Annotated in this window: 18 protein-coding genes; 4 read left to right on the forward strand and 14 right to left on the reverse strand. The window is 49.5% G+C overall.

Annotated features, from left to right (window positions below; translation table 11 throughout):
• Positions 1-3 precede the first annotated feature (3 nt).
• The gene (locus AC1DLI_RS11260) at positions 4-1,071 is read right to left on the reverse strand and encodes a putative 2-aminoethylphosphonate ABC transporter ATP-binding protein (protein WP_477602906.1); all 1,068 of its coding nucleotides are present in this window, start codon (positions 1,069-1,071) and stop codon (positions 4-6) included.
• A gap of 256 nt (positions 1,072-1,327) precedes the next feature.
• On the opposite strand from AC1DLI_RS11260, the gene AC1DLI_RS11265 reads away from it, so the two are divergent.
• Both AC1DLI_RS11265 and AC1DLI_RS11270 read left to right on the forward strand, forming a co-directional pair.
• Positions 1,328-2,113: an HAD family hydrolase gene (locus AC1DLI_RS11265; RefSeq protein ID WP_477602524.1), complete on the forward strand. Its 786-nt coding sequence runs from the start codon at positions 1,328-1,330 to the stop codon at positions 2,111-2,113.
• Between the two features lie 1,228 nt (positions 2,114-3,341).
• The gene (locus AC1DLI_RS11270; RefSeq protein WP_477602526.1) at positions 3,342-6,587 is read left to right on the forward strand and encodes a LamG-like jellyroll fold domain-containing protein; all 3,246 of its coding nucleotides are present in this window, start codon (positions 3,342-3,344) and stop codon (positions 6,585-6,587) included.
• 198 nt (positions 6,588-6,785) lie between these two features.
• On the opposite strand, the gene AC1DLI_RS11275 is transcribed toward AC1DLI_RS11270, so the two are convergent.
• From AC1DLI_RS11275 to AC1DLI_RS11290, 4 genes are all read right to left on the reverse strand, one after another.
• Entirely contained in the window at positions 6,786-6,944 is a 159-nt protein-coding gene (locus AC1DLI_RS11275) for a sporulation protein YjcZ (protein ID WP_477602528.1), read from the reverse strand.
• A 147-nt stretch (positions 6,945-7,091) separates the two neighbouring features.
• Positions 7,092-7,385 (reverse strand): helix-turn-helix domain-containing protein, encoded by a 294-nt coding sequence (locus AC1DLI_RS11280; RefSeq protein ID WP_477602530.1) that lies wholly within the window; start codon positions 7,383-7,385, stop codon positions 7,092-7,094.
• Complete coding sequence (locus AC1DLI_RS11285; RefSeq protein ID WP_477602532.1) at positions 7,378-7,563, reverse strand: YvrJ family protein; 186 nt, start codon at positions 7,561-7,563, stop codon at positions 7,378-7,380. The genes AC1DLI_RS11280 and AC1DLI_RS11285 overlap by 8 nt, the downstream gene beginning before the upstream one ends.
• Positions 7,563-8,186: a sigma-70 family RNA polymerase sigma factor gene (locus AC1DLI_RS11290; RefSeq protein ID WP_477602534.1), complete on the reverse strand. Its 624-nt coding sequence runs from the start codon at positions 8,184-8,186 to the stop codon at positions 7,563-7,565. The genes AC1DLI_RS11285 and AC1DLI_RS11290 overlap by 1 nt, the downstream gene beginning before the upstream one ends.
• A gap of 332 nt (positions 8,187-8,518) precedes the next feature.
• Here AC1DLI_RS11290 and AC1DLI_RS11295 point away from each other — a divergent pair, with 332 nt between their 5' ends.
• Together AC1DLI_RS11295 and AC1DLI_RS11300 are read left to right on the forward strand one after the other, a co-directional pair.
• A complete protein-coding gene (locus tag AC1DLI_RS11295) occupies positions 8,519-8,944 on the forward strand; it encodes a helix-turn-helix domain-containing protein (RefSeq protein ID WP_477602536.1) in 426 nt (141 codons plus the stop codon).
• An 8-nt stretch (positions 8,945-8,952) separates the two neighbouring features.
• On the forward strand, positions 8,953-9,363 hold the full coding sequence (locus tag AC1DLI_RS11300) for an ImmA/IrrE family metallo-endopeptidase (RefSeq protein ID WP_308996344.1): 411 nt from the start codon (positions 8,953-8,955) through the stop codon (positions 9,361-9,363).
• A 93-nt stretch (positions 9,364-9,456) separates the two neighbouring features.
• On the opposite strand, the gene AC1DLI_RS11305 is transcribed toward AC1DLI_RS11300, so the two are convergent.
• The 9 genes from AC1DLI_RS11305 to AC1DLI_RS11345 all read right to left on the reverse strand — a co-directional run bounded on the left by AC1DLI_RS11305 (position 9,457) and on the right by AC1DLI_RS11345 (position 22,757).
• Positions 9,457-10,689 carry an aminopeptidase gene (locus AC1DLI_RS11305; RefSeq protein ID WP_477602538.1) on the reverse strand — a complete coding sequence of 411 codons (1,233 nt, stop codon included), beginning with the start codon at positions 10,687-10,689 and terminating at the stop codon, positions 9,457-9,459.
• A 171-nt stretch (positions 10,690-10,860) separates the two neighbouring features.
• A complete protein-coding gene (locus AC1DLI_RS11310; protein WP_308996342.1) occupies positions 10,861-11,106 on the reverse strand; it encodes a YolD-like family protein in 246 nt (81 codons plus the stop codon).
• A gap of 157 nt (positions 11,107-11,263) precedes the next feature.
• Positions 11,264-12,394, reverse strand: coding sequence for a GerAB/ArcD/ProY family transporter (locus AC1DLI_RS11315; RefSeq protein ID WP_477602541.1), 1,131 nt, complete (start codon positions 12,392-12,394; stop codon positions 11,264-11,266).
• Positions 12,395-12,426: 32 nt separating this feature from the next.
• Positions 12,427-12,636 (reverse strand): hypothetical protein, encoded by a 210-nt coding sequence (locus AC1DLI_RS11320; protein ID WP_477602543.1) that lies wholly within the window; start codon positions 12,634-12,636, stop codon positions 12,427-12,429.
• A gap of 26 nt (positions 12,637-12,662) precedes the next feature.
• Complete coding sequence (locus AC1DLI_RS11325; RefSeq protein WP_477602545.1) at positions 12,663-13,844, reverse strand: Ger(x)C family spore germination protein; 1,182 nt, start codon at positions 13,842-13,844, stop codon at positions 12,663-12,665.
• A 27-nt stretch (positions 13,845-13,871) separates the two neighbouring features.
• A complete protein-coding gene (locus tag AC1DLI_RS11330) occupies positions 13,872-15,413 on the reverse strand; it encodes a spore germination protein (protein WP_477602547.1) in 1,542 nt (513 codons plus the stop codon).
• Positions 15,414-15,545: 132 nt separating this feature from the next.
• Complete coding sequence (locus AC1DLI_RS11335; protein ID WP_477602549.1) at positions 15,546-18,287, reverse strand: alpha-mannosidase; 2,742 nt, start codon at positions 18,285-18,287, stop codon at positions 15,546-15,548.
• A 19-nt stretch (positions 18,288-18,306) separates the two neighbouring features.
• Positions 18,307-21,441, reverse strand: coding sequence for a beta-galactosidase (locus AC1DLI_RS11340; RefSeq protein ID WP_477602551.1), 3,135 nt, complete (start codon positions 21,439-21,441; stop codon positions 18,307-18,309).
• The gene (locus AC1DLI_RS11345; protein ID WP_477602553.1) at positions 21,438-22,757 is read right to left on the reverse strand and encodes a glycoside hydrolase family 125 protein; all 1,320 of its coding nucleotides are present in this window, start codon (positions 22,755-22,757) and stop codon (positions 21,438-21,440) included. The genes AC1DLI_RS11340 and AC1DLI_RS11345 overlap by 4 nt, the downstream gene beginning before the upstream one ends.
• Positions 22,758-22,769 lie beyond the last annotated feature (12 nt).

Here is a 22,769-nt window from a genome sequence, read left to right on the forward strand (position 1 = left end):
CATTTACTCCTCTACGATCCCAGCGCCTGCCGCTGGATAATGAAGCATACGCTCCTGCGGCATATGAAGATGAAACAGCTTATTGCGTGACCAATCATAACGGTTAGCGGTTTGCGAAGAGATGTCCACGGTTACGTTCATATCCGAATGGCGGCCTAGTTCATTGGCAAGCTGCAGACTTACGCGATAGAAAGCGCCGCGAAATTCCACATGCTGAACAAAGCCGCTAATTCCATCCTCCCTTTGATCAGCCGCTGAGCCTTGTGTTTCATCGATCTGAATATGCTCCGGCCTGATCGCCAGCAGGTCGTTCGGACCGGCTCCCTTCCACCTTGCCGTTCCAGCCGGAAAGAAATTAATCGCTCCGATAAAATCAGCTACAAACGGGGTTTTCGGTTTATCGTAGACTTCCTGCGGCGTACCAATCTGCACCACCTGCCCATGATCCATGACGACGATCTGATCTGCCATCGTCAGCGCTTCCTCCTGATCATGCGTCACCATAACGGTCGTTATGCCAAGCCGTTCCTGCAGCTCGCATAGCTGCTCGCGCAGCTTCTCCCGCACCTTCGCGTCAAGCGCGGAAAGCGGTTCATCCAGCAGCAAAATGTCAGGTGATAAGGCAATGGCTCGAGCTAACGCAACACGCTGCTGCTGCCCGCCTGAGAGCTGTGCAGGAAACCTGTCCCTTATTGCCGTTAAACCGATCAACTCGAGCATCTCCTTCACACGCTCTTCAATCTGGCGCTTTGGCTGCTTCCCTTTTAGGCCGTAGCCAATATTTTCGCTAACGGTCAGATTCGGAAATAATGCATAGGATTGAAAAACGATGCCAAAATTCCGTTTCGCTGTAGGCAGCATTGAAATATCCTTGCCGTCTTGCATGACCGAGCCTGTGTCCGCCTGCTCGAGACCCGCGATAATACGAAGTAATGTCGTCTTGCCGCAGCCGCTTGGACCTAATAGGCATGTGAATTTTCCTTTTGGAATATGGACGTTGACATCTTGGAGCGCTTGAAAGCTGCCAAATGTCTTGCGAATACCGTTAATCGCCAATCCGTCATTTTTCATCCTCATTCTCCTTGTGCCCTCCTATCGATGCTTCATGAACGTATGAATGAATGGAGGCTTTGTTTCTTTGCTTATTTGAATTCTAAAAGAGTTTTGTTAAGAGAATATCAAACACATGTAAAGATTGTGTGTTTAATTGTTTTATCGTTGTTTTTAGTTTGTTTTTCATATTAATATAGATTTGCAGGAAGCTAACTGATTGTTTCCTTGTTTCTAAACACACACAACCAACCAAAACAAAGGAATGATGCGGCCGATGAATACGATCATCTTTGATCTCGACAATACGCTGATTTGGGATGAAAAAAGTACAGATGAAGCTCTTGATGCCACATGCGAGGCAGCAGCTCACTCGGAAGGCATACCCGCTATGCTGCTTAAGGAAGCCGTCCTAATACAAGCGCAATCCACATTTAAGAAACTTGCAGTTAACTCCTATTTAGCCAACATAGAGGTAACGGCACTGGAAGCAATGTGGGCGCGCTTTGACGATGGGACAGCATCTGAGCTGCTGTATATGAGGAAAAAAGCCCCTCTTTTTCGTAAAGAGGTTTGGGAAAACGGACTAAAGGAATTGGGCATCCAAAACGAAGAATTGGCTGTGCATCTGGCCGAAACGTTTCCTATAGAAAGAAGAAAGCGCCCTTATATATATGAAGATACATTCGAGGTACTGCATTCATTAAGTAAGGCCTATCCGCTTATGCTGCTTACGAACGGCACACCGGATCTACAGAAAGAAAAGCTGCTGGGTGTTAGCGGTTTATCTGCGTTCTTCCGCCATATCGTCATCTCAGGCGAGGTTGGATGGGGCAAGCCGTCGCCTAAAATTTTCGAGCACTGCATGGCGCTGGCTGGTCTTTGCGCAGAAGATTGCTTCATGGTAGGAGATAACCTGTACACCGATATCCTGGGAGCGAACGGTGCCGGCATGGCAAACGCCTGGCTGAATCGTTCAGGCAAGCGGCCGCCATGCGATGCGCCCCGTCCCACCTTTGAAATAAGCTCGCTTAGAGAAATTGCGGCTCTGCTGCCTAGATAGCAGTAAAGCCGCAATTTCGTTGCGCGTTGTTTTGTAATGCATGTCTTCACTACGGTGATGGGTTATGAGCTTCAGGTCGCTATGTCTCCCTTGCTCCCTAGCTACCGCTGCTTTCGGCAGCTAGGGAGACAATGGCGAACGCTCCCGCTCATCAATTTCATCCAGCCCTACTGCTCTTAAAGCTCTTAAAGCTCTTAAAGCTCTTAAAGCTCTTAAAGCTCTTAAAGCTCTTATAGCTCTTAAAGCTCTTAAAGCTCTTATAGCTTCTCCAGCTCCTCTTGCTCATCCAGCTCATCCAGCTCCTCCTGCTCATCTAACTCATCTAACTCACCTCGCTTCTCCAGCTCCTCTCGTTCTTCCAATCCTCCAGCTCAAGCTCATCTAGCTCACCTCGCAGCTCCAACTTATCCAACTCATTCGCCCCCACCAGCTCATCCCCTCACCCATTCATATCCTACTACTCCTATAGCTCATCCAACTCAACTAGCACACCTCGCACCTCTTACTCATCCAGCTCATCCAACTCATCTAGCACACCTAGCACCTCTTACTCATTCAGCTCCTACATCTCCAAACCTCTCCATCGTTCCTACCCCTCGATTGTCCTCTTCTTTTATATAGCTTCTAATTGGCAATCCAATAAAAAATAGCGGTAAAATATGGCGTTAATCTCTCCCATTTCGATCGCTCAAACAAAATAACGGGAATTTTTGGCGTTAATCCTCCCGTTTACATGCATTATCAAGCTCACAACCTAAATTAACGCCGATTTTTACCTCTAATCATGCTTCGATTCAATTTCTCTTGCATTTATCGCCGTATTTTACCGTTAATTCAGAACGGCTCCACAACTTGGTTCACAACTTATTTTACAGGAACGAGCAAAATCAGCTTTCCGCTGCACCAAGCACTGGACATCCACCGTTGCCATCCATTCATCACCCTACACCTGATGACCGCTTGAACTTAACAGGCAAGCATGGGGTCTTCCCTATTTATTAATTTCTTCATATTGCGATTACACCTGATTAACAACACAACTTTATGATGAAGAAAGAACAAAAACACATGAAAACAATTAAAAACATAATTTAAAGTCACGATTCAATTTGTTTTAATCCTAGTGTGGAAAGGATGCGAGAATATGCTTAATCAGCAATAAAAGTGTAACAGCTAATTTTGTTCGTTAAGATAGACCATTTCCCTAAAAAATTGGAGGTTATTATTCATGAATAAGAAGATGAAAAAAGCGTTTATGTCCACTCTGGCAGCAGTCACGCTCATTACGGCTTCAGGCGGATTTGTACCGCTTAGCGATAAAGCTTTTGCAGCCGTAGTCGAAGGAGACCTGCATGCTAAATTGAGCTTTGAGAACGATGCTTCAGACAGCTCGGCTAACCAGCTGACAACGACCGTCGTCGGTACCCCTACTTACGTTGCCGGCAGAATCGGACAGGCTTTATCCCTAAAATCAACAAGCGCCAGCAAGCAGTATATTAATCTAGGCAAGCCTTCGCAGCTGCAATTCGGGACAGACAAAAGCTTTAGCTTCTCATTCTGGGTGAAATCCCCGGGCGTGGCATCCGACCCTTCCATTATTTCCAACAAAGATTGGAACAGCGGCGCAAATGTCGGCTATAATCTCTCCTTCAAAACGGACAAAGGGCTGCGCTGGAATTACAACACGGCAGGCGGAACTCGTATTGATGCCGATATTCCTAACGTCGCTAACGGCAGCTGGCATCATATCGTCGTCTCTCATGACCGTACGGTCGGACGCGTTGATTTCTATAAGGACGGCGTGCCCGTAGCCGTATCTACATCAAACGGAACCAAATACAACAACATTGCCAGCGCGATCAGTATTGCCGGGCGCACGGGAACGATTGATTCCGGTCTCTCTACGATGCTGGGCAATGACGGCACAGGAAATTATTCTGCTGCGCTCGAAGCACAGCTTGATGATGTTCAAATTTTGAACCGCGCTGTCACGGCGGCAGAAGTAACGGAGCTTTTCAACAGCGCGCCCCCAATTGAAGCCAATGAGAAATTCTCCGGCACATTGGGTTTCGTAGGCGCAATGCAAACGGCTGAGGGTACCGAATTCCGGCAAAATCTCGATCTGCGTACGCCTGCCATGTCAAGCGCGATCGACCGAGTGAGCGTGGAAATTAAATATGACAGCGACAAATTTACGTTCTCCCGCGCGACAAAAGCAACCTCAGCAGATACCTCTACACCGGGCATTGTAAAGCTGGAGCTTCCTGCCGGCAGCGTATACAGCAACGCCAATCCGCTGGAATATGCAACTTCTACCCTGTCTCAGGTTTACTTTTTCGCGAAAAGCAAAGGGGGACAAGGGACGATTCAAGTGAACTCTGCCGATTTCTATATGGGCGGTGCCAAATACGAGAAGGAAACGCTAAATACGCCTGCGCAAACCGTTCAAATTCATGCTAAGACGCAAGAAGATATGAACAAGGACAGCCATATTACGATCGGTGATGTCGCCTTGGCGCAAGGCAAATCCGCGCAAGAGCTGACTGCTATCGCGGATAAAGTAAAATATATGCCATACAAGCGCGTTGTCGTGATTGGAATTGACGGTGCTGGCATCTCCGTATCGAAGGATGCGCCTTATTGGGAAACAGCCAGCTCCGTGAAAGAAAAGGTAGGAGACCGCCTGAATTTGCCTGCACTGCGCAATATCATCGAGCATGGCGCCGCTTCTTATTCCGTGACAACGACGCTGCCGACCGTCTCTTCGCCGAACTGGGGCGCCATGCTAAACGGCGTAGACTACAGCAAGCATAAAATTGACAATACAATCAGCGCAACGAATGTATACAGCGAAACGTCGGAGTACCCTTCCATCTTCAAAAAACTGAGAGAACAATTTCCTCAGACCAAGCTTGCCGCCTTCTCCACCTGGGCCAATATCATTAATGGCCATATTGAGCCTTCACTTGGCGTCGAGGGCTACTCCTCGAGCGACAAAACAAACGTAAACGCATTTGCGCAATATGCGGCAGATGGCAGAGCATACGATGCATCGCTTATTTTTTTCCAATTGGATGATGTGGATGGCGTCGGGCACTCTCTCGGTTTTTATACCAAGGATTATTATGCAAAGCTAATGGAAACAGATAAGCTCGTAAAAATCATCTATGACTCGTTAAGCAGCAAAAACCTGCTGGATGATACGCTGATTCTAATGACGGCCGATCATGGCGGCGGCACCGAAAACGCCGATCATACACTGGGCAGCGCTACCGCGCATGGCCAAGACTCTGCGCTCGCCAAAACCGTCTTTATAGCGGCCAATGGCAGGACTGTAGCAACGGATGCGGGTAAGGAAAAGCTTTTGCAGGGAGGAACAACAAAGGATATCGCGGCAACGGTGCTGGCTGCGCTGGAGGTAGATGCGCCGATCGGGGATTCCAAGACCATTGACGGCATGTTCGTGCCTCAGAAGGAGCAAAACAAGTCGGATGCGCCTAACCTTCAATTGACTAAAGTCGTAGATTCCTCCTCAAAAGAACTAAAGGGCTACGAGCTTGCAGTCAGCCAGCTTAGCTCGGATGCCAAAGCGATTGACATTGAGTTGGAAACAGGGAATTCGCTTATTGAGTCTATCCAGCCGCTTCAGGCTGGCGTAACCGTGCTGCGTAACGAATCCGCAAATGGCAAAACAAGAATTGTGCTTGCTGCCGATTCGCTCATTATGCCGGATAAGCCCATTGTACGACTGGTCGCACAGGGTCAAAATAATGCTGCAGCCGCGTCGCTTTATCAAGCTATGATTGCCAATGTGGAAGGAAAAGAAGCACTGCCCAACCTTACGTCTGCAGTGAAGGAAGAGACGGAAGCGGAGTCAGGCCCCGCTGCTGTCTTGGAAGGAAATACGGCGGTCGTTGCCGGCTCTGCTTTTACAGTGAAGCTTGGCTTGCTTTCGGTAACGGATTCGGTTTATGCGCAGGATCTATCATTCAGCTATGACCCGAATGTCATGGAATATGTATCAAGCCGTTCACTCATAGACAAGGTCCAAATCGTGAATACCATTCATGATCAGGATGGCAAGCTGCGGCTTATCCTTGCTAGCGAAGGCGTGGAAAATGCGGTTACTGGCGATCAGCAGATCGTAGAGCTTACCTTCAAAGCCAAAGAGACGCAAAGCGTTGTATCAGGCAAGGTAACTGTTGAATCCGTCGTGCTGTCAAACGGAGAACATGAAGTCATCGCCGGGACTCACAGCCTAAACATCCAAGTATCGCCAAAAGCTGTAACCAACCCTGCCGATCAGAACCAAGACGGAAAAGTAAGCGTATCGGATTTGGCGCTCGTCGTCATGCATTACGGCAAGCAAGCAGGAGCAGCGGATTGGGAGCAAATAAAAAGCGCAGACATCAATAAAGACAGCGCTGTCGACATCTTGGATTTGATTTTGGTCGCGAAAACCATTACAGAATAAAGCCTGCATCCAGCTTAGCTCGTCCCTATCGCACAGCTATAACAGCCCCAAGCGCTCAGGCACTTGGGGCTGTTATTTATGCTTGCAGTTAGTGGGAAAATACGCTTAGTGAAACTGAAGAACATACAATAGCCAAGCGTAAACGGCTGCTGATATTCAAAGCGCCATAAGCTCGTTACGCGGTGTTTTTTTGAAAAATTACAGCCAAGAACGAGAAATTATGACAAGTAGGATAAAGAGAACTAGAATAAAACCAATGTTAGAAAAACCGCCGCCGCAGCCCGTGCCTACGCCCGCAACCGGATAAGGCGCGCAGTGCCCAGGTCCAACATTTGCTCCCGCTACTCCATAACTCATGTGGTCATCTCCTTTTTGTTAACGTACATAGTATCCTATGATTCAGGGAGAAAAGCGTATGGGCTTTTGCAGTAAATGCGCAAATGCCTAAAGCGGGAATCCGCATCCCAACTGCGGTGTTTGGCTCAAGGTCATGCATCCCGGGTATCAATATCCCTCCTCCCTGTAGTCGTTTCTCTCTAACCTATTTAACTTGGCATTTGACTCGCATTGATTCAGCTTGCAAAAAGCAGAGTAATCCAATGTCTGAGATAAATCGTAGGAGAGTATTTTATGAATCAGCATTTCTATGATCGCTTGCTGCACATCATCCTGTTCGTTTCGATTTGTTTGATGCTTTGCTTGTCGAATAGCCGGAGTGAAGGCTTCGATGATCAGCCCTAATGACTCCTTATCCCCCAGCTGTGCCGCCTTCACTTTATCAAACAGCATTTTAACCATCGCTGTCCTCGCTTTCGCTTGATTTATTTCGGGCAGCATGAATCAATTCCGTTATGGAGGCAGTTAAAGCTTCGATTTTTCTCTCGAATCGAATAAGCAAATAACCAGCCAGAACAATCGGAAATCCAACCTGCCCAACCGCTGCAAGCAGAGGCGTAATCGCTAAAGTCTCCAGCATTATTTCACCCCCTTTCCGGCAAGCGAGCAGCGTATGATTTCCAATGCTTTATTTCTCGATTTGCTAATTGCTTGAGGGCTTACTTTAAGTATTTTGGCGATTTCATTGTCTTGGTAGCGCAGGCCGTATGCTAAAGCAGCGACTTGGCGTTGTTTTACAGAGAGGGTTTCAAAGATAGTTGTTAAGTCATCATTCGTAAACGATGCTGCCATTTGGCATGGATCTGAGGTGTATGAGAGGCTGAAGGATTGATCGGTTAGGTTTGACAGCATAAGCTCTCCCCTGGTTGCTTCACCTTTATCGGAAGCCGGCGAGTCRAAAATAAGCTGGTTTCGCTGCTTATATTTTTGTTGATTCCGCAGCAATTCAATCGTATAAAAGCGAATCGTTCCCGCCAAATATTTGGTAAAGCGGCATTCAAAAAAATACTTTCGAAAGGTCTCCTCCAGCTGCTGCATGCAAGCAGCATCACCATTCATACAACCAACTAGCAGCTTAACGTGGCTCTTATTTTCAAAAAAGCGTTGAATGACTCGGTCCTCAAAAAGCTTGTCATGACTTTCTTGATAATTCTTAAAGGTTTCAAGCTCATTGCCGGACAAATAGATCTCCTTGTTCTCCATTCGATTGCAGCATCCTTTCTGTTTGTATTTGTATTAAAAGTGGTATATAGAGCTTAAAAAACAACCAAAATAAGAACATATGTTCTTATTTTATTCAAAAAAAATATCCTTTCGGTAATTAAAATACTCTTTCTTCAAAAAACTATCGCGCATCCACGGTATTGACACTATCGAAATCAAGCATTAGACTAAAAAAAGAGTATTAAAACTATCATTTTATTTACCTTCGTACATAACAATAAGAGTCTATCTGATGAAACTCATTTTATTGGGTATTTTAATTACCGTCAAGTATCTAAAATACCATTTAACGAAAATGGAGGGTATTCATAATGTCATTAGGAGCGAGAATTAAGCAATTGCGAGTTGAACATGGATTAACGCAGCAGGAGGTCGCCTCCCATCTCGAAATGGGCCGGTCCAATCTGGGGCATATCGAGAATGACCGCGTGACGCCAACGAGCGAGGATTTGCAAATGCTAGCCGATATCTTACATACGACGACCGATTACTTGCTTGGACGAGGCGCTTCGGCAGCAACTATTCCCGAATGGGCGACGTATAAGGATAAGCGTGATTTCAAGAAGCTGCTGGAGGAAGACGGGGAAATCATGTTCGACGGCGTTCCAATGAGCAAGGATGACCGTCAACGCGTTATGGATGTGCTGACCGGGCTATTCTGGGAAGCGAAACAAATGAATAAACACAAAAAAAAGACCGAGGCGGCAGGCCATGCTCCTGATGATGCCAAAGGGTAGGTGTTGCTATGGATAAATTGATTTTGAAGCTCATCCGGAAATTCAAGACCAACGACCCGTTCACCATTGCCGAGGGCATTGGCATTCATATCCGGTATGCTGATCTTGGCGAAGGAACGAGAGGCCTCTATTTCAAAAAGCTGAGGCGCCGCTTTATCGTCATTCACGATAAGCTTCCCGAGGATTGGCGCAGGTTCGTATGCGCCCATGAGCTTGGGCATGACCGGCTGCATCCGGGCTTTAACCGTTTTTGGCTGGATGAGCAATCGTTTTTCAATGCGGGAAAATACGAACGTCAAGCGAATAAATTTGCCGTCCGGCTGCTGATATCGGGCGACTCGCCCGCTGCCAGCGAGACTCTCGCGGAGCTATTGATGCGCAATGGCGTACCGGCGGAGATGCAAAAGTTTTATTTTTGAAGCGTCATTAACGGCGATTGCATGACAAAGGCTCTGGTTTGGCAGCATAAACTGCGGAACCAGAGCCTTTTCTTAGAAAAGTTAACCTTAATATTAAATCGCCCAATTGCCGTTGCGGAAGATCGGCTCGCGGTTTCCATCCTGCGTCACGCCGTCGATATTCATGTCCGGCGATCCGATCATGAAGTCCTCATGGGTAAGGCTTCTATTCGCTCCATGAGCGAGAAGCTCCTCGGGTGACATTTTGGTGCCGCCTTTAAGATTAACCGGATAAGCTTGGCCTAGCGCCAAATGGCAGGAGGCATTCTCATCATAAAGCGTATTAAAGAAAGTCACATTGGAATTGGAGATTGGCGAGTCATGAGGCACAAGCGCAACTTCGCCCAAATGTCTTGCCCCTTCATCCGTGTTCAATAAATGAGTCAATGCCTCATAGCCCTGCTCAGCCGAATGATCGATTACTTTGCCATCCTTGAAGGTCAAGGAGAAGCCGTTGATGACCTGCCCGTTATAGTTAAGCGGCTTGGTGCTGCGAACCGTTCCGTTAACGCCATCCTTGTTCGGCATGGTGAATACTTCTTCCGTCGGCATATTCGGATTAAAGAAAATGCCTTTGGCATTCGCCTTGGAGCCGCCCAGCCAAATATGGCCTTCCGGCAGCTCAATGGTTAGGTTCGTGCCTGGTGCCTCGTACTGAAGCTGCTTATAGCGTTTGTCATTGAGCACCTCAACCATTTGGAGCAGCTTTGCGTTATGTTCCTTCCAGGCCTGAATCGGATCCTCCAGCCCAATGCGGGTTGCATCGATGATCCGCTCCCACAGCTTCTGAACAGCTTCCTCCGGCGCGGAATCAGGGAAAACCTTAGCTGCCCACCCTGGTGTCGCATACGAAAGCAGCGACCAGGCATTCGTATGGTTCATGAGCGAGCTTCTATAGCCGCTAAGCGCGGTTGATGCCGCCTTAGAAGCCGTTGCCACCCTAGTCGGATCGACATCGTTAAGCAAGTCGGGGTTTGGCGAATAGATAGTAATAAAGGCCGCGCCCTGCTCCACGAAATCCTCCCAAGCCTTTGCGCGGAACATCGGATATTCCGAGAAAGCCTCATCCGGCGCTTGCTTGTATTTAATGAGGGATAGCTCCTCGTCGTTATACTCCACATGCACGTTTTTGGCGCCGGCTTCATATGCCTTTGACGCAATAAGACGCACAAGAGGAGCTGCGGTAATCGGAGCCATGACGACCACCGTCTGCCCTTGCTGCACATTGACGCCGACCTTAACGGCAAGCGCTGCGTAATTTTCCAAATGCTGYTGTGTTGGGTACATGTATGTAGATCCTCCTCCATCATGAATGAATAAGTGTTTCTTACGGTAGCCTTATTCCATTATAGACCTCTACTCCGCATTGCTCAAACGAGGCTTGACGGTTGGGTAAAAAAAACCTCCCAGCCGTTCAGCTTGAACGAGGGAGGTTTTTTTACTTCAAAACTATTCGTATTAATAAGGACTCTCTATCTTCATAATATCTAGAAAAGGAACCTTTGTTACGCTTCCCATATATTCCACATGAACCTTCTTCGTTCTGGAATCGAGTGTGGTAATTACGCCTCTTACCTGTTCTTCCGCTGCCCAAATGGTGAGCAGCAGCTCCGTGCCTTCCTGCTTAGCCTCTACCAATCTTTCACCCAGCTCCTCCAGCTCAAACTCATCTCTGGTAGGCCGTTTCGGTCCTTTTTTTGCCATCTAATCCCCTCCTGCTATGTATGGCAACCCGTATTTCCAATAAAAAAGGGTCCCTCCGCTCCGAGGAGACCCTGATCCTATCCACATAAGTTACACGTATAACTCTATTATAGCATGCAGGCATTTGACTCTGTTAGCGGGAATAAGAGTAAATCGATCACGAATTCTGTTCTACTGCCTTTTTCTCGCGATTTCCCCTTATATAGGACCAGCCTAACAGCAGGGCGGGCAGCAGCAAGCAAATGGTTACATCGAACGGAGACCATACGGTTTTAATAATCTCGTTATAGATTACGATGTTAGGCGTACCGATGACGGAGCCTACAAGTAATAGCATTGCCTGCGGGATGGTGAGCATATTGCTTTCTTTTAATCCAAACAACTGCTCAATGCTCTTCGTAATGGCGTAAAAGATGAGCAAGGTTTTATAATAAACCGTTATTACCCACATAAAAGTCAGAATAGCCTCCATTCGCTCCAAAAAACTTCCTACCGTTATTTTCTGAGCGAGAACAAAGGTCGGATAATATTTGCTTTCCATTACACTCGGACCAAGCACCAGCACGCATAATAAAACCGTAACGAATAAAATCAACCCTCCGATTCCTATCCCCGCGAGCAGCGGCTTCATCGTATTCTTGATTCCTTTGTAATGGGGCACAAGCATGAGAATGACGATCAGCTCGGTAAACGGTATAGTCACCGAGCTCAGGACACCGTTCATTACAGGTTTGATCCCCTCTGCCAAAACCGGCTCCAGCTTGTCGACTTCGATCTGCGGCAGCAGGAATACGACCATAAAAATAAATAGCAGCATAAAAACAGGGAATAAAAGCTCGCCCATTCGGGCGAAAGCTTCGACGCCGAGCCGATAGGCAATGATTACAACGGCTATGAATAGGATGAAAATAGCATTATTCGGTGTCTCCGGCATTAATTGCGTCGTCATGAATTGACACATTTCACTCGTCAAGGTGATATGCAGGTATATGAAATAGATAATAAAGAGGATGCACACCACGCTCCCTGCCACTTTTCCGAGAGCGTCCTGCACGAAGGCAATCAAACTAAGCCCCTTCATTCTTTTCGCAAGAAGTCCGTACAGCACGCCTACACCAAGTCCCAAAACAAGACTAAGCAGCATCGTAAGCCATGCATCCTGCTTGGAGGCTGCCGCGATAATCATAGGAAGAATCAGTATAGAATCTCCTACCGTGCATAGAATGACCAAGATCATAAATTGCCTGGAAGATAGTTGACCGTTATCGCTTACGACACCTTTACTCACAGCAGTCCCTCCTTCAACGTTGATTGCCATACTTACGAAAACCTGCCAAAGACTACTTTAAGCAGAAGAAATGGATTCGGGAGCTTAACATTCAGCGTCATAGCCCCGTATAATCCGGCCCCAAGCAGCAGCAGAGCCATAAATATGAAAATTTCCTTCTTTCTCTTCTTCTCAACAAGCTTTGGCAGCTCCCACCATGCCGCGCAAACGGCAATGGCCATTACGCCAATAAAAGATGACATTGCTGCAGCCTCCCGTTGAACGCTCCTTATTTCATCGTTGTATTGCCTGTCGTTCCTGTTTTACGGAGATGCACCTCAATATGATAGTGAAGCTTCAGCGCTTGGAAGCCTTCTTCATTCCAGCCCTTCTTCATCTTCTTCCACATTTCCGGATGCTGCTTTCCAAGCGTGCTGCCAAACCCGAATATATCGGACTTCAGCTTCTTGACATGCTTTACAGAAGCATCCGCATTGCTTTGCATCACGCCTTCGACCTGATGCTCAAGCTTCTCAATCTCAGCCGGATCGTTAAGGTTCACCTCTTTGCATGCCCGATCTACTAGGTTCGCTTCCGTCTGAAAGTATATATGCGCTTCAGGCAGACCATCGTTCATTTCCATTTTAATTCGGGAATCCGATGAGGTAATCTCAATCCCCATATATTTATTTCCGCTGCATTTAAGCTCCACCGAAGTGCTTTCCAGATTATTCGTGATATCCGTATAACCCTTGCTCTCCTTTTCATTTAGCCAACCGATGAGCTTATCTTTCTTGAACGCCGCGAGTCCCGTATAGCGAAAGCGGCCGGGAGGCAAAAAGGTTTCTACGTTTTCCTTGGACTCCGCCTTTTTCTGGCTGCCGATGATTTGAATGCCCGTAAGCGCCAGCTCTTTGCCGTCTCCGGAGAGGATGCTTAAAATTTCATCCATCGTAACCGAGACCGTAGGCGCCCATGATTTTTCCGAGGTTTCCAGCGATCTCAGCATGTTTTGGGTCGGCAGCTTCTCCAAGGGCGTATAAATTTTCAAAATATCCTCGGCCTTCGCCCCTTTTGCTACAACGACATTAAAATCCATTCGTGCCTCGTTATCCCGCAGCGTGTTATCAAGAAAGTCACCGATTCCCCGTCTTGCGAGCTTTTCTCCGATCACATAGATTTGCAAATGTCCGGCATATACTTTACGCGGCGCCTCGGCAGTCAAGGAACGTGCGGCTTCAAACATCGTTTTGCCTCTCCCTTGGTAGAGCGTGCTGGGAGGACGGTCTCCGCTTTGTTTCTGAGCAGAAATTTCGCTGGGATTAACGACCTGATAGGAGACCAGATATTCGCCGTCCTCCCAATCAACGGCAATGCCTAACACGATTAGCAACTCATTAAGCTCACGCCTGCTCCAGCAGCCTGTAAGCAAACACATACATAAGACGAGCAGCACTGTTTTACGCAGCATTACGCTTAAGCTCCTTTCCGCATCCCTCTATCTCTTCTGCTGCCTGATTCGGTTGCCCTTCTGCGTGCTGCTCGGCCGTTTAAAAGAGAGCCAGCGCGGCAATCGGATCAGCGCATCCTGCTGCTCCGCTGCGATAAACGGGCTGAGCGGCGCCATATAGGGCTCTCCAAAGGAACGCAGGGAACATAAATGCAGCAGCAGCGTAAACAACCCCATAATGATGCCGAACAAGCCGAAGCTGGCCGCCAGTACCATGAATGCAAACCGAAGCATACGAACGGGAATCGACATGCTGTAAGCCGGCACCGTAAATGTCGATATCGCTGTAACCGATACAACAATAACCATCGCAGCGGACACAATTCCTGCCTCTACCGCTGCTTGCCCGATAACCAACGTGCCGACGACCGATACGGCCTGTCCGATCGCGCGAGGCATGCGAAGCCCTGCTTCCCTTAAAATTTCAAAAGTAATCTCCATTGCTAACGCCTCGATAAAGGCCGGAAACGGAACCCCTTCCCGCTGCGCTGCGAGACTGATGAGCAAGGAGGTGGGGAGCATATCCCTGTGGAAGGTTGTAATGGCAATGTACAAAGAGGGCAGCAGCAGCGAGATAAATCCGCTTATATAGCGCAGTAATCGAAGCAGGCTCGAATACAGGGCCCGCTGGTAATAATCCTCTGTAGATTGCACAAAGCTGACGAATTGAGTCGGTACAATAAGTACGTTCGGCGAACCGTCCACCAGAATGGCCACCTTGCCTTCCAGCAGCTGCGCGGCTACGCTATCGGGCAGTTCCGTGTTAAAAACCGTCGGGAATATCGAATATTTGGCATCCTCGATTTGTTCCTCGATATAACCGCCTTCCAGCACGCCGTCGATATCGATCGCTTTCAGGCGCGAACGCGCTTCATCGATAACAGATGGTTTGGCGATGCCGTTCAAATACATCATCGTGACATTCGTTTTTGTAATTCGCCCGATCGGGAACGTCTCCAGCCAGAGCCGGGGATCCTTGATTTTCCGTCGTACGAGCGAGGTATTTACCCGCAACGTTTCCGTAAAGCTTTCCCGGGGTCCGCGAATGGAGGTCTGGTTCGTTGATTCTGTAACCTCGCGTCCCTTCCACTGGCGGATATCGGCTCTATAAGCCTGGTCGCTGCCAGCCAGAAAGATGATGGCTTCACCCGATAACATGAATTGATAAAGCTCGCCTCTCTCGGAGACGACATGGATCGAACCAATGCCCGATAATAGATTTTCGGCAAGCGTTCTTCGTTCGGCATCATGCTTGTCCCGATCTGTCTCCATATGCGTCAAGGATCGATTTAGCACATCAAATATATACGTATTAATAATTGCTGCATCTGACATGCCGTCAATATATGCAATCGCAGCCGCTGGTTCGGCATATTTGTCACTTGTTATTTCACGGATGACGACATCATCGCTGCCGCCCAGATCCCGTAAAATCATTTCGATATTTTCATGAATATCAGCCGCCAGAGGCACTCCGTCATACTCCTGCTGCCGTTTGTCATCGGTTGGTTCCTGAATAGGCTTAGTCATGGGCTATCGTCTCCGGTTCCGTTGTCTCTTCCCATTATGACCATCGCGTATTGCGGTTAAACACAACCACCGGAAGGCAGGAACAACAAAAAGCCCTCTGCGCGCTAGCCTTGCAGAGGGCTTTTTCATGATTTATTTAAGCTTTACGCCTAGGGTCAGAATCTCGCAAGGCCCTACCGGCACTTGATAGAATGACTGGCCTTGACCAGCAAGAAGATCGCCTGGCTGTTCAAGCACATCGCTTTTATAAGCATGCCCCAAATCTGGAGCAGCAACGCCTGCCGAGAGCTTAAGCTCACTCACTTTCGGCTGCATATTATACCATCTAAGCATCAAATCTCCCGATTGCTCATTAACCTTTAACGAAGAGAAGGCTAGGCTGCTGCCTTCCCAATTAAATTGGGAAACGTTTGGAGCAAGAGTTCCTTCGTGCACGCCCGTCTGACTAACCGTCCACGGCACTTGGAACTGATAAGCCGCCGCATAAGCGCCTGACTCCGTACCGTCGCCGTTGTGAGGGATGATGCTGAGGCTGAAGCTTTGCTCGCCTAAACATTGCGCTTCCGGCGTCGGGAACACGCCCCAGTCGCCGAGCTCTGCTACTGAACGCAGCAGTGTAATCGCTATGGTATTGCGGCCATCACGCAGTACCTCGTATTCATTCAAGCCTAGATTAGCAACCGTGAGACCTGCAAGCTCGCCGCTTACGTCAACGAATGCCTGCTGATGCTGCGCATTGCTTGGATTAACCCATTCTGCAGCCGGCTCGATATCACGCTTTGCGATCTCGAAGATCGAATCCGCATGGTGAACGGCTGTCGTAAGATCCGTCGGGAACAAGACCCGAACCCGGTGATCCTTCGCTTGGTTATTGAACGAGGATTTCCATTCTACGCCTTGGCCGCTTCGGGTCAATGCGATTTCAGTACGAATCGTCAGCGGAACCGTATGCGCTGTACGCTGTGATTTCCGGTCTGGGAAATAAATCGCTTCGCGCTTCTCGATCTCGAATTGCTCATCAGCCGAAGCTGGCACCGCCCACTCATGCACGATTTCGATTGCTGCCCGGAAAGCTGTGTTTTCCTTAAGACGAATGCTCGCTGACAGCCCTTTCGTTGTCCGTGTTTGTTCGCCATTTGGCTGTTTGTACATGTATTCATTGCCGATATCGCCGGTATTTTCGTAGACGCCAAGCCCACGATAGATTTGTCCGCTGCGTTTATCGGTTAGATTAAACGACCCGTCGTTTTCAACATCGACCCGAAGCCATTCGTTCTCAAGAGCTTGCGTTCCCGCTGCTAATGAAGCGAGCGGCTCTTCTGCCGTCTCTATCCCCCGAACCCAAGCGTATGCTGCAAGACCAAGCGCTGACACCTGCGCCGCTTCGAACGATAGGCGCACTCGGCGGCTCATATAAGGCTGACGGAACTTATCATCCGGCAGATCATAGCCGAACTGAAGTCCCAAATCGACAACCGTGTGGGCAATTGCCGCACCATCACGATCAACAAGCAATCTGCCTGTAATATCAATGCCATACATTTTCTGATTCATTTCATCTAACGGCATGCCGTCACGGAAATAGATGCGGTCAACGTCGAGCTCGACCTCTACGACACCGCTTCGATTCCAGCCAGTCGTATTAAATACCACCAACGGAAGCGCATGATCGCCATACTGCTCGAATACCGAAGTATCTACGCTGTCTGCGATCGTTTTTTTGCTGTCGTCGATAATTGCTTCCGCAATATGACGGCTTTTATCAAAGCGGGTGACCATCTCGCGGTGAACCTCATCCACGCTGCAGCCGCAAATGCTGTCATGCGGATGGTTTTGCATCAGCGTTTTCCATGCATACGTAAACAAATGATGCGGGTATTCATGCCCAAGCGAATAAGCAAGCGCAGCAAGCGGCTCTGCGACCTTCTCGAGCATCGCTTGGCCCAGCTGGTTCATTTGCTTCAGATAAACGCGGGCAGACGCCGTATTCACGAGCGTTGACCAGCCGTCTGTACGCTGACTGCGAAGCTCGCCTTTTACGACGGACAACTCGCGGGTAAGCGAAGTATTGACCGCTGCCAAGTAATCTTCGAAATTGGAGTGGATAAACTCCGTCTCAGGAAAGAGCTCTCTTGCCGCAGCAAGCGCAGCCGACAAATCCTGCTGGATCGGCTGGTGATCGCAGCCGTTCATGAACAGAAGCTGTCCGGTAGCCGCATATTTCTCTGCTTCCGCAAGTTTGCGCTCCCAGTATTCCTTGGCGCTTGCTTCGTCAGTCGGCACTTCCATGCCGTTGCAATACCAGTTCGCGAACAGAACGCCGAGCACGCGTGAGCCGTCCGGCCCTTCCCAAATCAGCTCGGAGAAGGAGGATTCATAATCGGAATCCGCGACAGTGTTATTAAAGCCGGTAGGCTTCACGCCTCTTCCGAACACGGCGTTATCGATGCCGGCTTGCCGCAAAATTTGCGGCGCTTGGCCGATATTGCCAAACGTATCTGGAAAATAACCGATCTTCGCAATCGTTCCGTAGCGGCTTGCATCCTGATGGCCGATTTGTAAATTGCGAAGATTCGCCTCGCTGCTTGTAAGAAAAGCGTCCTGCAAAATATACCAAGGGCCGATCGGAATACGCCCTTCTTTAATGTAGCGCTCAAGACGTTCCCGGTTTTCCGGACGCACCTGCAGGTAATCTTCCAAAATAATCGTCTGACCGTCCAAATAGAAGCTTTTGAAGTCTGGATCTGTATCCAGCGTATGAAGCAGCGTATCCATTAGCTTCACGAGCAGGACATGATGTTTCTCATATGGCAAATACCATTCCCGATCCCAATGGGTATGCGAGATGATATGGGCTGTTCTTTTATGGGTCATGTTTGAACACCTCTTCTTGTTAATCTTCGTTAGCTGACATGAGCGTTATGCTTACCTGATCAGGACGGTAGATCGATAGCAGCGCGCCCTTGTTGTCCACCGCGAATAGCACGGAACGCTCCTTCTCCAGCATGAATGAGTAATGAACGCCCGTTACCGGATCCTTGACCTCAATCTCCGCATCTAAGCTGAACTCGGATACGAATGTGAATAGTGCTCCGTCATTGAAGCTCAGCTTGCGGCCGTACACGCCTGGAAAATGTCCGCCCTTGATCCAGTTCAGCTCCTCGTTGCAGCCAGCCGACTCGAGTGCATAACGATAGATGGCCGATACCGGCTCGATGCGGTCGTTAAGCTCTACAGGCAGCGGGCACCAAAGGATTCGCCCTTTGCCAAGCGGCAGCTCCATGAGCTGCTCGGCACCGGCTTCTGCAGCACCTATCCTTGCTTCCTTCCAAACCTGCGCGATTCTGCGGCTGCCGTAAGAAACAGGCAGCAAACGATTGCCGATGCTGAGCAGCTCCTCGCGCCGCACATTGACAAGATCTCTCGCGCCAAACAATGCCGAATGACGCTCGACCGGCCTCCAATAAGCATCTAAACTAGTTGGACCCGTAATAAGGAGCGTTGCTCCCGTTCGTTCAATGAGGCCGAGCAGTTGATCCAAGGCTGCGTCATCTATATTATGGGCGCTCGGTACAATAACCAGCTTAGCTGGATTTGCTTCCAGCTCTTCCAGATGGTATTCGCTCACGCCCCGGAATGGTTTATTCAGCTCATAAGCAAGAACGCGGGTAGCTTTGGTTGTCGCATCAAAGGCCAACTTGCGGTTGGAGAAATCATTCGAATATGGGAATACAACCGCCGTATCCTCCAGCTCCCGTCCGCTGAACAGATCCCTGATTTCTGCCATGAAGCGTCCGAAATCATAAGATACGTCTGCCTCCGGCTTCTCCGTTCCGTCCGCGCGCAGCGCGCCGATATGCGATTCGTTCGCGTTGTCCATATAGAAATTCGTATTCCATATCCACTGAACCGCGCCTGCTCCGCCCGTCGCGAAAGCATAAGCATATTTGCGTTCGAGCATGCTCCGAAGCTCTTCCTCCGAACGCTTCGCGCGTCCCTCCGGCGTCTCCACATACATAATGCCGGTTTCCTGCACGAGATTAGGCTTATTCGCCGTCTTGGCGAAAATGCTGTCCCAGACGAGCTGATCGTTCAACCACCAGGAGTGCACGGTCGTATAGTCTACAGCCTCGCCGTAGAAAAACGGAGAAGGTCTCTGCGCGCCGAGCGCTTCATCTTGCCCAACCGTAACCATATGGTCCGGGCATTCCTCTTTAATAGTGTCATAAAGCTGCTTTGCCCAGCGATTATGCATATCCATGGAAAACAGCACATAATCCAGCCAGCGCGTTCCCTTCTTGCCTTGGTGCATATCCTGAACGTCGAAGTTGATTTCCTCCGGCTCGGGCGGCAAAGCGGACTCAAAGCTTGGGAGCTGCTCCGGCGACATATTCCATAGCTTTTGCAGTTGTTCCACCGAACCATGGCGCTCCTGCAGCCAAGCCGCATAGGCCGCCTTCTCGAAGGAATCGCGAGCGGACCTTGGGCCGTCGGAAAAAATCCGCGGCGGATCGAACATAGATGGCTCATTGATTAGATCCCAGTCCACATGCTTGGACTGTGTATGGCGCGAAATAATGGACCGGATAAAACGCTTCTGCGCCTCGACGCTCCGCGGGTCGAGATAAGGATTTTCGCCTTCCCAGGTTTCCGGGGTGAACGAAAAAAACGTAAAGGTTACCTGCAAATCATGGCGCTTAGCCGTCAGGAGAAACGCGTCAATCGAGCGAAGCGCCTCCTCAGAGGCATGACCGTCCACCTGCATAACATTCCGGTAAGCCGTCCAAATGCCGGTTCTAATCCAATTGATGCCCGCTTTGCGCATCTGGGCCATATCACGGTCCCACACGGAAGCATTAGGCAAAAACAAAAACTTGCGCGCAACGTCCGAGGTCATATACGTCATGCCGACAACCGGCATCGGCCGGCCGTCCTTCACGAAATAATCCCGTCCGCAGGTTACCGGGCTGCCTTCCCCGAGCAGCTCGGAGTCAAAGCCCCAGAAGCCTTGGCGCAGGATGCGTACTTCCCCCGTTGACGACTCAGCTCTGCATTGTACCTCGTAATAACCACTCTCCACCGTCAGGGCAACAGGTATGCGAAAAATCAGCTGCTTGCTGGTTGCTTCTTCTTGCCGGCTGCTTGTCCAGCGCTGTTCAGGCTTGCTGCTGTGCTCGGCCGTTAGGGCGAAGCTCCAGCTGACCGCAGGCGCGGGCTTAGCGGCATAGCGGCTAAGCTGCTGCATCTGCAGCGTCAGCATCGCCCGCTCGCCCGGCTCGAAGGAAGCATAGTTCGGCTTCAGCCAGAGCTCGGTTACGCCTGCCGCACAGAATGCTGCCCAGCGGCTAAGCTCGACGGCGCCGTCCGCTTGCCAGAACGCTTCCGTTAACGGCTGGTTGACGAACAGCCAGCGCGCTCCCGCAAAGCTCCCCTTCGTGTTTTCCCATAACACAACAGGAGCAGCAACTTCTCTTCCTTCAGAGGAAATCCCCTTCAGAAGCGGATACAGCTGCGCATCCATAGGGCCTGCTGAGCCCATTTGATGAGGCAAGTCGCTGCTTTTCGTCACATGTGGCACCAGATTCCAGGTACCAGCAACCTCGAACATTGATTCTTTGCCTTGCAGGAGCGGAATGTCCGCGAATGCAGACAATGTCTTGATCGGCGCCTCACTTACGGGCAAGATCTCATGGATATGAAGCTCGCGGTGATAGGCGGTTTGCTCACCTTCCGCCTCCCACGCTCCGGCTGCATTTCTAGCAACCGGACGCTTGAACGGCGCTCCGCCGATACTGACGAGGCCACCGCCGCGCTTTAGAAAAGCAAGGATTTCACCCCATGCTTCTTTCGGAAAATAGGGCGCATGCATATTAACAAAGCTTCCGCCCTCCGCTGCGTGAAGCGCCTTTTCTAATCCGGCCGCGCGAACAACGCTCCCTAATTGAAGCAGCTGTCCTTCCGTGTCGGCGTTTAGGTTAGCAGTCAGAGGAAAAGAAGGATCATAAAAAATAATGGTGTTCATGCTCATAGCAGGTCTTCCTTCATCGCCTTGTAAACCAGCTGTGAGAAGAGGCTGTTTGACCAAGCGAACCATTTGCGCGTGAATACGGTTGGATCATCCGCATGGAAGCCCTCATGCATATAACCGGTATCCCCGTCAGTTGCCTCCAGCATATCGATCAAAGCCAGCTTTTCTTCACTGCTGACAGCGGTAATCCCCTGCATCGACAAGGCCATATGCCAAATGTAGCCTGGCGGCGTATGCGGGCTGCCGATTCCCTTTGCTGCTGTTCCTTCGTAATAGAACGGATTTTGCTTGCTTAGCGCAAACTTTCTCGTATTCTGATAAATCGGATCATCAGCCGTGGTATAACCGAGATACGGAATGGACATCAAACCAGGCGTACCCGCATCATCCATGAGGCAATAATTGCCGAAGCCGTCCGTTTCATAAGCATAAATAGGTCCAAATTCAGGATGCTGATAAATGCCGTACAGCTGAATACCATGGTCGACGTCGTCCTCAAGCCTCTTCAGCTCCTTAACGAAGTCCATGTCGCGGAATACCCATTCCGCAATTTCTCTCATTTGGCGAAGTGCTACTACAGCGAACATATTGTCCGGCACGTTGTAATGGAAATCGCATGCGTCATCGCTTGAACGGAAGCCTGACCAGATCATGCCTGTGTAGTTGACGGGCATGCCGAGGCCGCTATTGCGCAGTGAATCCGTCGGAATGCCGTTATCCCGGACAAAACGGTACGGAGACAGCTCAAAGTGACGCTGTTCCGTCTTCCATAGCTCAACGATGCGGCGCATCGCCGCCTTGAAGCCGGAATCGAAAATATCCGTCAGCTCGGTTTCCTTCCAATAGGCATGCGCGAGGCGGATGGAGAAGCAGATCGAATCCAGCTCGAACTTACGCTCCCAGACCCATGGCGACATTTCCGTCTCATCGGTCGTGTTCCAATGCCAATCATTTGCCGTTTCATTAAATGCATTCGCGTAAGGATCGATTTGAATAGACATCATATGCCGTTTGATCAATCCGCCGATGATGCGCTGCAGGTCCTTGTCTTCCTTCGTGAAAGGGACGTAATGAATCACCTGCTCAACGGAATCGCGCAGCCACATCGCGGGAATATCGCCTGTGATGACGAAGGTTGTGCCGTCGTCCATCAGCTTTGTCGTCGTTTCAAGCGTATTCGGAAAACAGTTTTTGAATAATTGCAGCAGCTTCGGGCGATGCGCAAGCTTCTGCTCGGCTTCCTTCAGCACATCTTGAACCGCCTGCGGCAGCGTCAGCTCCGGCATCGGGATTTTTGGTAATCGGAATTGCTCCATGTTCGGTATGCT

This window comes from Paenibacillus sp. 01T443 (assembly GCF_056398325.1).